This is a genomic window from Orientia tsutsugamushi str. Boryong (assembly GCF_000063545.1).
Lineage (GTDB): Bacteria > Pseudomonadota > Alphaproteobacteria > Rickettsiales > Rickettsiaceae > Orientia > Orientia tsutsugamushi_C.
The window spans coordinates 931,330-948,350 of sequence record NC_009488.1 but is presented as its reverse complement, the minus strand read 5'-3'; the positions used below and the strand labels follow the sequence as shown (position 1 = coordinate 948,350).

Annotated in this window: 15 protein-coding genes and 3 pseudogenes; 7 read left to right on the top strand and 11 right to left on the bottom strand. The window is 30.4% G+C overall.

From position 1 onward, the window contains the following. Positions 1–111 precede the first annotated feature (111 nt). Entirely contained in the window at positions 112–645 is a 534-nt protein-coding gene (locus OTBS_RS04590) for a hypothetical protein (RefSeq protein ID WP_011944725.1), read from the top strand. Between the two features lie 122 nt (positions 646–767). Here the strand turns inward: OTBS_RS04590 and OTBS_RS14095 are convergent, their stop codons facing one another. From OTBS_RS14095 to OTBS_RS04580, 3 genes are all read right to left on the bottom strand, one after another. Beyond that, the gene (locus OTBS_RS14095; protein ID WP_157866365.1) at positions 768–914 is read right to left on the bottom strand and encodes a hypothetical protein; all 147 of its coding nucleotides are present in this window, start codon (positions 912–914) and stop codon (positions 768–770) included. Positions 915–1,092: 178 nt separating this feature from the next. Continuing rightward, positions 1,093–1,665 carry a hypothetical protein gene (locus OTBS_RS04585; protein ID WP_041621227.1) on the bottom strand — a complete coding sequence of 191 codons (573 nt, stop codon included), beginning with the start codon at positions 1,663–1,665 and terminating at the stop codon, positions 1,093–1,095. Between the two features lie 646 nt (positions 1,666–2,311). Continuing rightward, entirely contained in the window at positions 2,312–3,094 is a 783-nt protein-coding gene (locus OTBS_RS04580; RefSeq protein WP_041621226.1) for a toprim domain-containing protein, read from the bottom strand. A gap of 174 nt (positions 3,095–3,268) precedes the next feature. Here OTBS_RS04580 and OTBS_RS12005 point away from each other — a divergent pair. After that, a protein-coding gene (locus tag OTBS_RS12005) for an IS5 family transposase (RefSeq protein WP_157866362.1) occupies positions 3,269–4,091 on the top strand; the annotation gives its coding sequence in 2 pieces (ribosomal slippage) (positions 3,269–3,657 and positions 3,656–4,091; 825 coding nt in all). 17 nt (positions 4,092–4,108) lie between these two features. On the opposite strand, the gene OTBS_RS17595 is transcribed toward OTBS_RS12005, so the two are convergent. From OTBS_RS17595 to OTBS_RS16330, 3 genes are read right to left on the bottom strand one after another with little or no spacing between them, the layout of a single operon-like run. Then, positions 4,109–4,771: an AAA family ATPase gene (locus OTBS_RS17595; RefSeq protein ID WP_050897530.1), complete on the bottom strand. Its 663-nt coding sequence runs from the start codon at positions 4,769–4,771 to the stop codon at positions 4,109–4,111. Next, entirely contained in the window at positions 4,756–5,865 is a 1,110-nt protein-coding gene (locus tag OTBS_RS17590) for a MobA/MobL family protein (RefSeq protein WP_269763914.1), read from the bottom strand. Before OTBS_RS17590 ends, OTBS_RS17595 begins: the two co-directional genes overlap by 16 nt. Then, a complete protein-coding gene (locus OTBS_RS16330; RefSeq protein WP_162097307.1) occupies positions 5,843–6,076 on the bottom strand; it encodes a hypothetical protein in 234 nt (77 codons plus the stop codon). The genes OTBS_RS17590 and OTBS_RS16330 overlap by 23 nt, the downstream gene beginning before the upstream one ends. 274 nt (positions 6,077–6,350) lie before the next feature. Between OTBS_RS16330 and OTBS_RS04560 the strand changes: the two are divergent. Together OTBS_RS04560 and OTBS_RS04555 are read left to right on the top strand one after the other, a co-directional pair. Beyond that, a pseudogene (locus OTBS_RS04560) lies at positions 6,351–6,805 on the top strand (conjugal transfer protein TraD). Between the two features lie 87 nt (positions 6,806–6,892). Further along, positions 6,893–7,471, top strand: coding sequence for a hypothetical protein (locus tag OTBS_RS04555; protein ID WP_011944262.1), 579 nt, complete (start codon positions 6,893–6,895; stop codon positions 7,469–7,471). A 77-nt stretch (positions 7,472–7,548) separates the two neighbouring features. Here OTBS_RS04555 and OTBS_RS04550 read toward each other — a convergent pair whose 3' ends face one another. Both OTBS_RS04550 and OTBS_RS16325 read right to left on the bottom strand, forming a co-directional pair. Then, entirely contained in the window at positions 7,549–8,124 is a 576-nt protein-coding gene (locus tag OTBS_RS04550; protein WP_011944724.1) for an HD domain-containing protein, read from the bottom strand. Positions 8,125–8,224: 100 nt separating this feature from the next. Then, positions 8,225–9,826, bottom strand: coding sequence for an ATP-binding protein (locus tag OTBS_RS16325; protein ID WP_011944723.1), 1,602 nt, complete (start codon positions 9,824–9,826; stop codon positions 8,225–8,227). Positions 9,827–10,177: 351 nt separating this feature from the next. Between OTBS_RS16325 and OTBS_RS04535 the strand changes: the two are divergent. Continuing rightward, positions 10,178–10,979 (top strand): annotated as a pseudogene (locus OTBS_RS04535) (DNA adenine methylase). Positions 10,980–11,039: 60 nt separating this feature from the next. On the opposite strand, the gene OTBS_RS10325 reads toward OTBS_RS04535, so the two are convergent. The 3 genes from OTBS_RS10325 to OTBS_RS15085 form a co-directional block, all read right to left on the bottom strand. Then, on the bottom strand, positions 11,040–11,915 hold the full coding sequence (locus OTBS_RS10325) for an ankyrin repeat domain-containing protein (RefSeq protein WP_011944722.1): 876 nt from the start codon (positions 11,913–11,915) through the stop codon (positions 11,040–11,042). A 240-nt stretch (positions 11,916–12,155) separates the two neighbouring features. After that, positions 12,156–13,250: a hypothetical protein gene (locus OTBS_RS15090; protein WP_232488919.1), complete on the bottom strand. Its 1,095-nt coding sequence runs from the start codon at positions 13,248–13,250 to the stop codon at positions 12,156–12,158. 73 nt (positions 13,251–13,323) lie between these two features. After that, on the bottom strand, positions 13,324–13,857 hold the full coding sequence (locus OTBS_RS15085) for a hypothetical protein (protein WP_041621224.1): 534 nt from the start codon (positions 13,855–13,857) through the stop codon (positions 13,324–13,326). Between the two features lie 165 nt (positions 13,858–14,022). On the opposite strand from OTBS_RS15085, the gene OTBS_RS04515 reads away from it, so the two are divergent. Further along, on the top strand, positions 14,023–15,132 hold the full coding sequence (locus OTBS_RS04515) for a reverse transcriptase domain-containing protein (protein ID WP_080571842.1): 1,110 nt from the start codon (positions 14,023–14,025) through the stop codon (positions 15,130–15,132). Positions 15,133–16,384: 1,252 nt separating this feature from the next. Beyond that, positions 16,385–16,623: pseudogene (locus OTBS_RS16320) on the top strand (transposase); the annotation flags it as partial. Positions 16,624–17,021 lie beyond the last annotated feature (398 nt).

Here is a 17,021-nt window from a genome sequence, read left to right as displayed (position 1 = left end):
GATCTTAATATATTTTAATTAAATTGCATATTTTCTTGTTATTTAATTGATAATATATTAATAATTAAATAAAATTATTAATATATTATCAATTAAATAACTTAGGTAATTATGTACGAATATGAATCTGATAGACCATTATCAGAAAATGGAAAGTTAATTCTCGATTTTTTGTTTAAATTAAAATCAAATTCAAATAAGGATAGGGAGTTGATTTTTATTGGAGGAGATGATGATGAGCAGTATAATATCGCTAAAACAGCTAGTTTTTATCAGTCAAAAGTTAGTGGACGTGTTGATTATGATATGATACCTGCTATACTAACAACAATAAAATATGTTAATTCTAATTTCAGGGATGTAGTATATCAAGTACCAAACTTTGAGGATCATGCTGATGGAGAAGATAAGCTAAAAACACTAGAATCCAAAATTATAGAATGTCAACAGCAACACTCGCAACCTGTAGATTTTACTTTTGTATGTAGCGATTCAAGCCAAGGTTTTATAAATGCAGTGCGCGAGTTTGCTCAATATCAGCAAAGTAATCATCGCTGTGATGAAGTTAATGTCTTTACTATTGAGGAATTTAGAGAACACTGCTTATCAGGTGATGTAAGTGATACAACAAGCAACAATAATTAAAGTTGCTAATTTTGCTTTTATTTTATAAAGCAAAATTGTAGCGTCTTTATTTCTTTGATTTGCATAAACAATGGAGTAGAAATGTCTTTTGAGTGAGCATTACTTTATGATGTTCTCTTGCCTTAGCTCTCTACTTCAGCTGATTCATCTACTTCATAAGGAAACTTGTAATATTCTTCGTTCGCATGATATCTGTCATTGATATCAGTTGCTACCGACTTAAACCAATGTTCAATTTTACTAAAAACAGTTGTTTTTCCTGGATCCATCCTTCATTGAAATTGTACGCGATTTTCAGAGTTATGCTAGCTGAGTTTTTATTTGCCTTGCTTGAACTAATTTACTAAACTGTTAACGCTTTTAGTAGCTTCTTTTACAATATATGTCTATAGCTACGAGAGTTACTTATATTGCTTACTCCTCCATTATGCACAATATATACATCTTTTATAGATGTTCCATTATAGATGTTCCATGTTTAAAGCTTATTTTATTCAAATCAAAGCTTACCTCGTTTCCTGTATCTGTCTTAGCTACAAACTTATTTTCATCAATTGATACTAGAGTTGCAAATTCACTGTTTTGTATTTGTAAATCCTTATCGTTTGTTTGAAAAATAATTCTGTCTCCAGCCATGTAGTTAGCATATTTTTTTGATTCAGCTCCTGAAATTAAAATGCTGTATTCTGGGCCTTTTAGATCACCATTTTCCTTCATATAATTTCTGATGTGTTGATTAATATTTTCAGCTTCCTTATGACCAGCAATTATCAAGCGGTCATGCGGCTCAACTTTACTATTTTTCCAATCATTGATTAATTGGTTTATTGATTCTTTCAGAGTGTTATTAGCCTTTAAGCTATTATGATCACTAAGCAGCACTATACCATCAGCAATATCACCATTTATCAACTTTACAGCCACGTTGTGGTTCCAGCTGTTAGCCTTAGAATTTTCTATCTCTGTTTTTGAATTATGAATGTTATTGAAATTATTTGAATCATTGATTTTGTCAGTCATATAAAACCTCACCTTCGCGTCACTAAATTGTTTTGCGGTATAAACATTTGCTATTTTTACCGTTTGAATTATAATTTTATTGCTAAGTGATTATTGAGATAGTTTTCCTGTTAAATGTAGAGCTTGCAAAAGTTACATAACTTCCGATATTCTACTTAGCGTAACGAAAATTACATAGACCATGCTATGAGCTATTTTATAGCTATTACTTTAGCTTGGATTGGTTAACAAAAGAAGTAGTAATAATTGGAATATTGAGATATACTGACGATAGTATAGTTATAGGTTAAATATTTATTGGTTAAAATAATAACATATAAAATAAGGTAGATATACGCAATAACTGAGTCGACTAAGGCAATGAAATGATTGGTAATATTGTTGTCAATGATAACTATTGTTATGTAACATACAAGCAGGAATCATTTTTGTTATAGCCGCCTCAGTTATTGTGTATATTTTTGTTACAGTAAAAAGTATTCTTAACTTACCAATACATCTCATAATACATAGTAAGATTAGATTTTTCAATAATAATCTTTGGAGTCTAAATTTCTCAACTATTTGACACTAAATTAGAGCTTTATTTGTTTATTTACTATTTTTACGTAGGCATGTGTGTAATTTCTATCTTCAGTACTACCGTCTACCGTCTAATTCCAATTTTTGGAGCTATATTAGCTTTTACAATTTGTTCAGGGTCTGTTTTTACGTTCTGATTATTAACTAATTTCATGATTTCAGGTATCACAAGCTCCTTAACAGCTGTGGCTCCTTTATTTTTTAGCATTTCGTTAAAATCTTCACCTTCTGAAGGAACTACGATGCTAGTGATTGCTCCTTTACTTTTCAGTACTTTTGCAGCATCGTTTATAGTGCTTACATATTCTTTATTCTGTTTATCATTATTTGCAGCTATAAGAATCTTTTCTCCTTGAAATGGTTGATAGTACTTCAAATTATTAACATTTGAGCTATATACCATTCTGCTATCAATGCCAGCTTCCTGAAAACTTGATATCGTTTTTCCTTCTGCAGACAAAATGGTTACATCATAATTGTACTGTCTTTGTTCTTTGATTTGCATAAACAATGGAGTAGAAATATCTTTGGTGGTACATTGCTTTATGCAATTCTCTTGCTGGACTCTTTCTACTTTAGCTTCTTGCTCTGGTTTAGCAGTAAAGTGATAATATTCTTCATTCACATGAGATCTATCATTGATATCATTGATTATAGACTTAAACCAGTTTTCGATTTTACTAAAAACAGTTGTCTTTGTCCGTGCTTTCTCCAAATCATGAGCAGTTTTCAGAGTTATGCTAGCTGATTTATCATTTGGTCTGCTAAGCTGATTTATTAAGCTGTTAATGCTTCTAGTTGCTTCCTTATTGCAATATAGCTGTAATTTCTCTATATGCCTTGTCATAGCTACGTATGAGCTGCTTATATTACTTACTCCATTATGTAAAACGTATACATCTTTTATAGAAGCTCCCTGGGCCTTATAAACAGTACTTGCATAACCATGTTTAAATTAGACTTCTTTCGAAACTATACAATGATGTAAAATGGTGTTATAAAAATCTGATTTGAAGTAATAATGAAATTAGATCAGATTAAAGAGTTAAAGGATGAAAAATTTCGTCGATTAACAGTAGTAAGGAAGGGAACATTCTCAAAGATGGTGGATATTTTGAGGAAAGCTGATGGTGTTAAGAAATCAAAAGGAGGGCGTAAAAATAAGCTCAATTTGGAGGAACAGTTATTGATGGCCTTAGAATACCTTAGAGAATACCGTACTTATTTTCATATAGGTCAGAACTATGGGATTAGTGAAAGTTCAGCATATAAAGCTGTAAAATGGGTAGAAGACACCTTAGTTAAACACCCAAACTTTGCTCTTCCAGGTCGTAAAGCTCTAATGAATAGCGATATGAATTATGAAGTAGTCTTGATTGATGCTACTGAGAGTCCAATAGAAAGACCCAAAAAAACAAAAATTCTATTATTCAGGAAAGAAGAAAAGGCATACACTAAAGACTCAAATAGTGGTAGACAAGAAAACACACCAAGTAATATGTACAGATTTTTCTAACGGTAAAAAACATGACTTTAGATTATTTAAGGAATCCAAAATTCTTATCCATCCTAAGATTAAAGCGATTACTGATATAGGATATCAAGGTATACAAAAAATTCACAATAATTCTGCATTACCAAAGAAAAAAAGCAAGAAAAATCCTTTAACTAAAAATGATAAAAAGAATAATCGTAGGTTAGCAGGAAAAAGAGTTGTCAATGAAAACGTTATTGCTATGCTAAAACGGTTCAAAATTATTGCTGACAAATATCGAAATAGAGGTAAAAGATTCGGTCTTAGATTTAATTTGATCTCTGGCATTTATAATTTTGAACTACCTTAACCAGTTTCGAAAGAGGTCTATTGTATTTTGCTTGGGTCAAAACTCACATCTTGTCCTGCATCTGTCTTAGCTACAAATTCATTTTTATTAACCGAAGTTAAAGTTGCAAATTCACTATTTTGTATTTGTAAATCCTTATCGCTTTTTTGAAATACAATTCGATCTCCAGCCATGTAGGACTCTTTCCTTCCAGCTATTGAACGCCTATATTCTGTGCCTTGTAGCGTGCCATTAGCTTTTAACAAAGATCTAATACTTGAATTAAGAATGTCTACCTCTTTATTACGTACTGTAATTACCAATTTTTCATGTAGCTTAAACTTGCTTAGACTCCAGTTGTATCTTAACTTACTCATTGAGTCCTGCAACGTATTATCAAACTTAATACATTTATTTTGTCTCAGTAATGTTATACCGCTTAAAATATTACTCTCAGCAAACTTTGTTGCTGCTTCTCTACTCCAGTTTTCACTTTGTCTTCGAATATTCACTAAAACATGTGAACTGAAAATATTACTCAGCATCTCAAACATTCCGCCTCTTTCTATTGAAGCTAACTGCTTTTCATCTCCAGCAAGTATCAGTTGACAATTATTGTTTCTAACTACTCTAAACAGCTCTGCATATTCTCTAGTAGCAACCATTCCAGCTTCATCTACTACTATTAACCTATTTTGCATAAAAATTTTTTTTTTCGATTATACAAAAATCCTTTTACTGTATAGACTTCCTTATAACCTTTGCTCCTCAGCTCTGATACCGCTTTATGAGTAGGAGCAAGTCCAATAACATTTTGTCCACGATTTGTTGCAATTTTATATGCTTTTGCTAAAACAGTGGATTTACCTGTTCCAGCTCTTCCTCTTAGTACTCTAACTCCACTAGTGCTAAGCAAAATATGCCTTAGAGCTTGTTTCTGTTCTTCACTAACATTTGCTAGACCTTCTATATCACTTTTAAGATTGTAAATATCGTTGTAATAAACTTGATTATTGATTTTATTAGCTATTCTTATTATTCTTACTTCCTCGTCTCTAACATCAGTTGTAGTAAAATATTTGCTACTTTCACCATCATCATGATATAACTCTAGTATTCTATTTGAACTGAACACTTGCTGAACTAACATTCCCCTTTCTGTTAGGTCTGGTATATCTTTTACTGCTTTTTCAATATCCTGCTTAGTAAAAATAGATTTGTAATGTGTTATAGCATCCGTTATTACATCAACATCCTTAATAATTTTTAAATTAGCCTCTTTACGTAACTCATTTTCATTTGCAACTTCATTAATTAAACCCCTAATTCTAGTAGGGCCAATATGCTCTTGCGGTACTGCACTTATCTTATCAACTCTATTTGATAAGCCTAATTTAGCAAAATATGCATTAATTATTTCTTTTACTTTTTCATGAATCATCTCGGGATCTTTAATAACAACCTTTTTGCCATTACTTAATGTTATGCATTTTGGGTTTAAATTTACTGCTTTATCACCTAAACCAGTTCCATCTTCTCTAAATCTTCTTGTAGTAACCAATATGTGCGCATGCCAGTTTTTATCTCCTCTATGAGGCTTATGAATGTCTATCTGTACTCCAAGACCATTTTGCACCCATTCCCCCATTGCATCAACTATTTGATGAGTTATTTCTATTCTATGCTCTAAATTCAATTCCTTATCGTCTGGCAGTGCTATTACGATATCCTTCAATAGCTGACTGTTTCTTCGTTTTTCTGTTTGTTCAACCTCATTCATTAATTGTTTGGACATTCTTGAATTTTTGATTTACATAAGCTGGTATCAGCACTGTATGATATACGTTATCTTTTTTACAAGAGAAGTTATAACTTACATTTGTCTTCTCGTTTTTAACAATAGTTCTTGCATTATACGCTGCCTTACGACAACTATCTCCTCCTTTGATTCTACTTAAAAATTCAATCCTTGCAAACTGTATTGCCATTTCAACTCCAATCCTCACCTGAGTTTCAGGTTAGCATGAGTTTTTTGATTTTGCCAGTACAAACTGCTTTTTTTAACACTCAATCGGCTAATTGGCACCCATTTTTTAGCAGTAAACTTTCAAGTTTACATATTGCGTATAAGCTTATTCTTTAATGAAGCTTCTAACCTGAATTCACGTTTTTTTGACTATAATTATTTGATGTTGGTTTGGCAGGTGCGGTTTTTTTCTTTACTGGAATTTTATTTTGATATATTCTTGCCTGATTTTTTTATCTTTCTGAATTACTAACATGGCAAATCTTATGCAGCAAAAAATTACTCTCCAACAAAAAAAGCTAAGCTAATCATGGATGAGGTTAACCTCAAAATCAAAGAACGTAAAATGCGTACTCGACGTCTTATCGAAATGGGTGGACTAGTCGCTAAGGCTAAGCTTGATCACTTACAGACAAACACTTTATTTGGTGCAATTGTTTCACTAAAAGAAACTTTAACACAACATCCAAATGTTCAGAATCATTGGACTACAATCGGTAAAAATATTTTTGATAAGGAACAGCAAAATAAAGCTGCTGTGATTTTAAAATTTTCCTCTGAACCAGATGAAAACACTAAGCGCTACATTCGCCTTCATGGCTTAAAATGGAATAGCTTTCGTCAAGAATGGTGCAGCAATGTTAAGGACATTGAGGCCTTAAAGAATGGCCTTCTTAATGTTCAGTATAAACTTGAGCTTGTGTATTAGTTTTTTAATACTTATACAACAAACACAGCTTGATAATTCAGCTAATGTAATTTATAAACCAGGAGTGTAATGCAATTTTAAATATATATGGTGGTTATGCGAATCAGTGATACTAGTGATTCTATTCAAATCTTACCTAACAGCAATAATTTAGCTGAGCTAACAAAATTAGTTTACAATTGTATATTTAACCATGGAGGTTATAATATTTTGTTCTTGCTTGGATGGAATAACAGCACATATCGATGCATTCAAGATAAAATTGTGCAGCTTCGTAATACTGAAACAGAAACAATTAGGGTTATACGTAGTACTCAAGATGATCTTCCTATATCCTTAGAATACTTTTGTGAAGACCAAAGCAAACAAAATGTATTATATACACAAGTAAGTTTTACTTTTAATACACTAAGATTAATAGTAGAGAAGTATTATTATGTATCTCTACGGTTCAAACCTTACAAATCTAGCCTAGCTATTGTATACAATAGTCACAGTGAAAATTTACAGAAACAATTAGATGATTTTTTTACTCAACAATGCATGAATCACAATGAAAGTAGCAAATGCATCCATCACAGTGAAAGTAGCATTAGTGTTTTAGATATTGATCAATTTAGAGATTTTGTAGGTGATATATTATTAATTGATGATCCAGAACGATAGTATATGTATTTCAAGCAGCAATGCTCCATTTTGCAAATATATAATGCTATGTATGCTAGTTAGAAAAAGTTTGCATTCTAACTAGCATAAAGCTCACAGTATTTATTTAGCTCTATGGCAATCTCTGGTAGTTTAAGGTATTGAGCAAGAGGTATAAATTCTTGCTGAGTTTCAATGACGATTTTTTGTCTTTTTTCATAAGGTTTTATTGATACAGTCTGAATATTATGGAATCGATCGAAAAGCTTAATTAATAATAGTTCTATTTTATTTTGCCTATAAAATGTTTGAATCATTTCTCCAGAACTGATTTTTTGATTATCCTTAATTCTGGTGAGGTCTGAAACCTGTTCTGCAATATTATTACCAAATTCTTGACTTATTATTTCTTTGGTTAGTGTTGTGTCTTCGAGTGTATCATGTAGTATTGCTGTAATAATTGTATCAGTTTCAAAGCTGTAGTCTGATACCATATAAGCTACTTCTAATTGATGTGTGTAGTATAGTTCTCCAGTATCTCGCTTTTGCTGACCATGATATTTTTGGGCATAAAATATAGCTTTTTCAACTTTATCAAGATCAATTTCAGTATTAAATCTTACGTTGGTTTCAAACAGCTTATTTAGTAAGCTTTCGCTATAAAAGTCTATCATTTTTCATCTCTAAATAATCTTTAATAAATTATACAATAAATTAAACTTTTTATATACTTCAATCTCAGATAAAAACTGTAAAAGAAGCGAATTAATTTGATTAAAAAAGTTGTACTGGAATATTGCAAGTAATGGTTGTAAACTTGTCTTTTTCACTCTCTATTTCCATTTCTCCATTAAGTTGATTAATAAGGTAATTTACAAACCATAATCCTGATTCAAGCATTAGCGGACAGTCTCTTACCAAGTCAAAATCAGCTAATTTAGCTTTTATATTCCCTAATTTTTCTTTTGAAATACCGCTTCCTTTATCGTGTATTCTAAATTGTAGTATGTTATCGCTTTTTATATAATTTTTTACAGTAAACAAATGAACTGTAATTATAACCTTGTAGCTGTGATTAAATCTAATGACGCTTCCTATTAATTGACTTAATATAGCTTGTAAGTGATCATTATTTCCAATCACAATATCCTTCATTTTGTACTGAAAATTGTAATTGATTTTTATATCTTTCTCTTTTGCAATGTCTTCTAGTCTCCTGACAGCATCCTTTACTAACTTTTGTATGCTAAATTTTTTTAAACATAAATTTTCATTCTCAATTTCGCTTCTAAGCGTGTAAACTACATCGTTACAGTACTCTTGGAGATTTGCTGATCGATTTAATATTGTTTTCAGCTTATCTTTATTTTTTGAATCACTTAACATGATCTCGCTTGCTAGCCTTACAATTTCACTAGTTGCAATATTAAATCTATATTTGATATTCTGTATCAGATTCACACAATATTCTTTCAATGATTCAGCTACCTCGACCTGATACTTAGCTTTTCTTAACTTTGTTATTATCTCTATATATTCATCGATATTCTCCCTTTCTCCATTTACCAACGTAATTAGCATTGAAGGGATTTGTACTATCCATTGGTTACTTATTTTTTTTTCATAACATTCGCCAAAAGAAGAGTTAAAACTAGTTATTGGAACTTCAAATGCAAAAGTTATGTAATTATTTTCCTCTTTTGCTCTTAGCCTTCCTTTTAGCTGATGTATAAGATGTTTAATAAATGCTAATCCTTCTCCTAGTTCTTGATATGTTACCAAATTCAAATTCTCTAGTTCGGAATTTATTCTTTCTAATTTTTCTTTAGAAGGGCTTAGTACTATATTTTGTACTGTAAATTGTAATATTTCTGAATACTGATTGATGTTAATAGTAATCTTGCTATGCTTACTACTATTTATAATAGCACTACCAATTAACTGGCTTATTACTGCTTTTATTCGAAAACTATCTCCAATCAGAACTGTCTTTATATCATTTTGAACATTTAGATTTATATTCTCATTTTCAAAATTTTTCCTCATTCTGATAACAGTATTATTTATTAGTGATTCTATGTTAAATGTTTCAATCCTTATATTTGTTGATGCTATGTATTGTCTAAATAAAAAAATTATTCCATTCAGAGAAGCTATTATATTTATCTTTTTTTTATCATAGTTATTTACGATTCGCCTAAAATATTGTATCCAATCTATGAGTTTTATGCTTACTTGCCCAGATTTTTCCAGCTGACAGTATAGTTTTTGCAATTCTGCATCTACCTGTTTTATTGTTGTGCTATTAATTCCTTCTGTAGATAATTTTTCGGTTAATTTATTGATTTTATTTTGACCTTCGTCTTCAATAGGCATAGAATTCTCCTGCTATTTAAGTTGTTAAATTGCTTCCTAGAGATTAAAAAGAAAATTTTGCGGTTTAAGTTTTAATCTCTATCAGAATATTATCTAAATCTTAAATCTCAGATAATATCAGGTATACAGTATCATTTCGATTTTTATCAGTACATGACTTTTTGTCATAATTATGAAAAATTTTTTCATTTTTTTTTAAAATAGATGCGAAATTATCACATTGTATCCCTAGCTACAAAAATATCATTAAAAAAGATTTACAAAAAAGCTCTGCAATAGTTATTATTACTAGCTTTAAGGCTTATTTTTTGCTCTAATTCATGGTAGAGATTAAACTAAATCAAAATTCTTGTGTCAACAGCAATTTCTAATGAACTAAAGCCTTTTCTTCACTGGGTTGGAGGTAAAAGGAGAATTGTTGCTAAACTAATAAAGCATCTTCCTTCAGGGCCATACTATAATTACTATGAACCATTCCTTGGAGGTGGGGCTTTATTTTTTCAAGTTAGGCATCTGTTTAAACAATGTTTTTTGTCTGATATTAATCTCAACTTAATTACTAGTTATCACGCTGTAAAAAAGAATCCAAATGAAGTCAACAGGTTACTAAATCTATATCACAAAAACCATTCTGAAAATCTCTACTATAAAATAAGAGACAATTATTATAGTAATGATCCTAACGATATTACTGCAAAATTTATATATCTTAATAAATATTCCTTTAGGGGAATTTATAGGCTAAACAGAGATGGTACATCTGCTCAAACATTTTCTGATAAGTGATATCTTAAGCTTCATATTTGCTCTAGAATAAACAAATGTAGTAAACTTTTAACCGATGTATCAATTTGCGCTATGGATTTTTCGTTTATATATAGAACCTAAAAAAGGTGACTTCGTTTATCTTGATCCACCTTATCACCAATCTGGAGAACGGTTCTACACTAGAGTTCCATTTGATGAAAAAGAGCAAATCAGACTACGAGATTTTGTATATGAACTAACCAATAAAGGTGTTAAAATTATGCTTTCAAATAATAACACTACCTTTATTAAAGATTTATACAAAGATTTTTTCATCACTCATATTGGAGTTACATACTCAATCAATGAACAACGAAACACTGTTAATGAACTTATTCATTACTAATTACTAAAGCATTATTTTCAAATTATAAACAAAGTTTAAAATCATCTTTTTAAACTCTAGCTAAATAATATTGCAACTACCGTCGCTTTTTATATTACTCTGAGCTCTTCCAGATAAACTGGATTCTATTGTTGAATAATCATCAACAACTTTATCTTTTTCTATGAGAGCACAGTCTTCAGCATATCTGGTATTAGCATCATGATATTCTGTCATCAAATTTCTGCTTTTAGTAGAATCAATAGGAGGCATATTTTGATCATCTTTTATCGTAGAACAGTGTTTAAGCATAATTTCTACAATTTCTGCATAGTTTTTATTTACAGCTAAACGTAAAGGAGTCTCACCTGCATTATTTTCATCATTGACATCCGCATTATGTTCAAGTAGATCTTCTATATAAGATTGATAGGAAAACTTATACTTTTTTTCTGATGCTATGTGACAGTGATACACATTCTCAAAGTTGTAATTTTTAATAGCATGATATAAAATAGTGTTACCTTGTGTATCTTTTTCGTTGATATTAGCACCACTATCAAGTAGAAGATGTATAGCCTCTTGGCAGATAAACCAATTACTCTGAGCAATATGTAATGGAGTATAACCTTCATAATCTTTCGCATTTATATCAGCTTTACGTAATATCAAAAATTTTGCAGCATCAATCCTAAAATGCTTAATAGCATAATGTAAAGCAGTTTGACCTTTACTATCTTTTGCATCAATTTCAGCGCCATTATCCAATAAACAATTAGCAATATCCTCCTTGCCGTATTTAGCAGCAAGATGTAAAGGATAGCAGCCATATTTATCTTTGGCATTAACAATAGCACTATCTTTATTAATCAGATACTGTATTTTTTCTATATCTATACCTTTACCTTTAATAGCCTTTTTAATATCATTATGTAATCTGCGCTCAGATTTAGGCATTGTTCCCCTCTAAATTAACTTTATACTTAATTAGCAAGCAGAAATTTTATAATATCTTGCATAACTTTACTTAGCAATAACATATAAATCAATTAAAAATTATCCATGAATTTTAACCTTTTGAAACCTTCGCAATCTGTTAAAGGGTTATCATATAACTTACAATATAACAAAAAAATAAATAAAGCACCATAATTTTTCTGAGTAGAATTTTGTATTTCACAGCTATTAATCATTAATCTAACTTTCTACAAACTCAACTAATTCAAACGAAAACCCTTGAGCTGCAAAAGCACGCTCTAGAATGGGTTTAAAATTTGATTTGATATAGCTATTTGCAAAGCTTGTTAGAGCCTTAATGAATATCTTTTTATTAACATTATCTTCATTTACAACTTCTAACTTACTAAACCATAGTTTATCAATAACTTGCTCATATTCGTAATGTTGAAGTATGTATTTTCGTACTTTGAACAATATAGAGTTAGAACTTAGCTCTTTACTAAGTTCTGAAAGGTAATCTTCATCACTCATTTGTTGCTGTAAAATTGTTGTTTTTTGATACTCCGTTGTGTTATTGATAACTTGTTTTGATTCATCAAATGGTATAACTTGTAACTGCTCAATATCATTGCTATGCACAGCTCGTACCTCCTGTAGTATCTTGAATTTAATATGATCTGACAGTGAAATATTCTTAATCAACTTGATGTAATATTTGTTTTTAACTGCTGCTCCAAAATCACAAGATGTTAAAATTTGATAAGCAGTATCTGCTTCAAAAACTCCAGCTATTTTACGCTTCAACTGAGCCTTCATACTACGATCTGTATCAGATTCAATATTTGCTAGATACTGTTCTTTAAATCTTCCTACATCATTAAATCGAAAATTTCCACTATTAGCCTGATCAGTAGTTAGTAATTCATTTGCTAAGGCTTTTGCCATATAGTTTAGCACTGCTATCTTATTTTCAAAATAACGGAATGAATATTTATTTGATAACTTCAACAGTAATTGATTTATGAAGTATATGTTGAAGCTTCTACTAGACATACGTTGTAGTATAACTGCATCTTCTGGTGTTAGTGGATAATAATCTGCTAGTCTTTTTCTTTTGGGGCAGCATTCATTCTTTTCAACCTCTGAATTATCGATAATAGCTGGAGTTGCTAACTTACTGTTTTGCTCATAATCATTGTTTGATGGCTTGTCATTACTAACATCACTAAGCTCATAGAAATTCAAATTCTGTTGTTGCTGTTGATCTTCTTTTTCATTTCCTACTAACTCAATTTCTATAAAATCATCAGATTCAGTATATTTAAACTTCAAATTTTGCTGCTGATCTTCATTTTTATTTTGATCATTCTCTACTAACTTAACTTCAGTAGATCTAGATCTATTATTATTTTATTATATCTATATATGTAGCTGCAATTTTTTGCAGGTTCACCTGCAAATTCTTGCAAATTGATGTGAAAATTTTTTTGTTGTAGAAGGACAATTTTTTCTTCTTTTTTTCTTTTTCAGTAAAACGCTGAAAATTTTTTAGAAGTTTTATACAAGGAACATTACGCAACTTAAAATTGTTTTTAATTATTGTCCTATTTTCAACTTCAATGAAACCAGCTTTTTGTAGTTCAACTAAGCATTGCCTAACCCTGCGTTGACAAACCTGCAACTCCTTTTCAAAAGAGTGATAACTGTCTTGTAATTCCTCTATATCATTATTGTAATAGATCTGTAGTTTATATACTATCAATGATAGAAGCTGTTTAGATGTCTTGCTTAAAGCTTTAGCATTATCTCCAATCAGATCTTTCCATTCTGCTGGAACAAAATTTCCAATAAAACGATAAAAAACAGTTGCATTATTGCTACTGTTATTATTAGCAATTTTACAATTATTGCTTGCCAAATTACGCAAATTTAGCGCCATTTCTAACCTCCAAAAATGTCAGGTATAGCAGGTGATTTAGGCAATTTTTGCTATCAAAAACCACGTTTTTATCCCGCGTAAATATAGCAATTTAGTAGCTATACTCAAAATTTAACACTCTGAAAGGCTTATAATAACAAGTAGTCTTAAACATTGAAATGTACAATGACTGTACACAGCATAGACAGAAATACATGGTTAACGAAACTTGAGCGTATAAAGTTGCTATCATCGAAAAATCAAGACATAAAGTTTAATAATCTTGGACATATCATTGATTTAAAGATATTAGAAGAACAATATAAGGAACTCGATAGCAAGAAAGCGATAGGAATAGATGGTATAACCAAAGAGGATTATGGTAAGAAGTTGAAAGCAAATCTGCTCTCGCTTCTTACTAGAATTTGCAATGGGAAATATCAGGCTAAACCTGCACGAATAACAGAAATTCCAAAAGAAGATGGAGGCAAAAGACCTTTGGTAATATCATGTTTTGAAGATAAGATAATCGAGTCTACAGTAAGCAAGATACTAAACTCTGTGTTTGAGCAAATATTCTTAAAGTATTCATATGGATTTCGACCTAAATTAAATGCACACGACGCTTTAAGGGAGTTAAATAGACTTACGTATAACTTCAATAAAGGGGCTATAGTAGAGATTGATATAACAAAGTGTTTCAATACAATCAAGCATTGTGAGTTGATGGAATTTCTAAGACTAGTTATGAAACTGATTGAAACACCAATCATAGAAAATGGTACTATAGTTACTAACAAAGAAGGTTGTCGTCAAGGATCAATAGTTTCACCAATTCTGGCAAATGTCTTTCTGCATTATGTTATAGATAGCTGGTTTGCAAAAATCAGCAAAGAAAACTTAATGGGACAAACAGGAATGGTGAGGTACTGCGACGATATGGTATTTGTCTTTGAAAAGGAAACAGATGCGAAAAGGTTTTATGATGTTTTGCCTAAAAGGTTAAATAAGTATGGGCTAAATATCAATGAAGCTAAATCACAAATGATAAAATCTGGTAGAGACCATGCTGCAAATTTAGCCAAACAAGGCAAGAAGATCACAAGTTATAATTTTCTTGGATTTACTTGCTATTGTGGTAAATCAAGATTTGGCACAACATGGAGACTAAAATATACCTCAAGAAGAGATCGTTTTACTGAGAAACTGAAAGGACTGAGAAAATATTTGCGTGGTCAGCTAAATACGCAAGACAAAACGCAGGCATTATCACAAGTCATTAGAGTTATTAGGTGAATGGATCAACTATCATGGTATATCTGATAATAAAAGACGAGTAAGTTCATTTATCAACCAAAGTAAACGGGCAATATATAACTGGTTTAATAGAATGGGAGGAAAACGTAAGATGAATTGGAAAAGACTAACCGAGATACTTAAAAGAGTAAATTTTCCTAAAATTGGAAAGATTGTCTCAATGTTCTAGACAACAAATAAGGCATAATGCTTATCTTATTTTTGAGAGCCGGATGCGGTAATTCTGCAAGTCCGGTTCTGAGGAGGGGCCTAATTGAGCAATTGGTTAGGTCTTACTCACATAGATTTAATTTGACCTCTGGCATTTATAATTTTAAACTACGTTAACCAGTTTCGAAAGAGGTCTAATACAATTACTTAAACAGCATTATGCTTTTTATTTGAATCAAATTTTTTATACCAATTTGTTCGTAATATACCTAACTTGAAAACATCTTGGTTAATCTTGAATTGCATAAGCTTGATCCTCAGTTCAATCTTAGATTGAATACTAGCTCCAAATTTTCTAAATTTTTTTACCTATTATTGCAAATATATTTATAACGCCAGATTAGGATAAGAGAAAGTATGAAAAGCATAATGAAAAAAGTTTACAAGAGATAATGTACAATTAAATTATGCAACATATTTAAACATAATTTCAATTAATAACGGTTTATTTATTGATCATATTTCTACAAGTATTAGTTCATAATACTATACTTAATAACCTGAACATTGACAATTGTAACACTTGTATATTATCTCTTTCTAACTGTTTTTTATTCTAAATTTGCATTTGCAGATATGTGAGCAATAAATGTCTATTAATTAAAACTATATTTAATATCTCGCATAATCATAATTGTACATTATCTCTTGTAGAGCTTTTTCATTATGCTTTTCATACTTTCCCTTATCCTAATCTGGCGTTTATAATCAAAGTTGAGGATTAATTATAAAAACTAATAAAAGTTAACACAAGTTAATAGTAGGTTCTATAAAGTGTAAAAGTTAATAAAAACTAACTTCTATTCTTCTTTATTGGATATGCTTTTCAAACTTTTTTACTATGTTATGAGATACTAGCAGTCTAATCTTCATCTTGCAATTCCAATCCCTTTTTCAAGCCGAGTACATAGACTTTTATACATCAAATCACTTCTTTGCATATGCCCCAAGTAAGCTTCTGTTGATAGAACGGTTTATCTTTCCTTAGTCAAACAATCGTATATATAACCTTACATCGCACAATCTTCGTAAAGATATGAAAACATATTTATTTGACATAGAAGATAAGCTTTTATTAAATAAACATTCATTAATTAGGTCTGTATTTAGTGTTTTCAAAAAACATCTTCATTTATAGCATACTAGACATTGTTCTCACATTAATTTCTTGGTTCATATAATTGTGCTTCTCTTGCAAGTTATTCTATCTACAAACTTAATCACATTATCTCATCTTCCTTCTCTACTACTCCATTATCCTATTCTGGTGTTATGAATGAAGAAGCAATAATAAATTATTTTAGTAATCCAAAATTTGATATAACGATAGTAATGCAAAGTAAAGATTATAGACTTTTACGCTTATGTATAGTCATGTACAATGAAGTTTGAGCATAGAAAAAGCGACAATAGCATCATAAGATTTACCAACATGATATTTTATACGCAAACTTCATTGTAAATGACTATATAGTATTAAAATTACTTTTTCTCTCTTCCTTACTAAAAGTATTTCATTAACTTAAAAATCTTTGCTATAGACATCGTTCTTATCTTTTTTATCACTCAACTATTTGTGTTAACATACTTACTCATTCTACTCTCTGCTTTATTTGCTAATCAATGTTTAGAGCTGATTACAAGAATCAGATCTAACA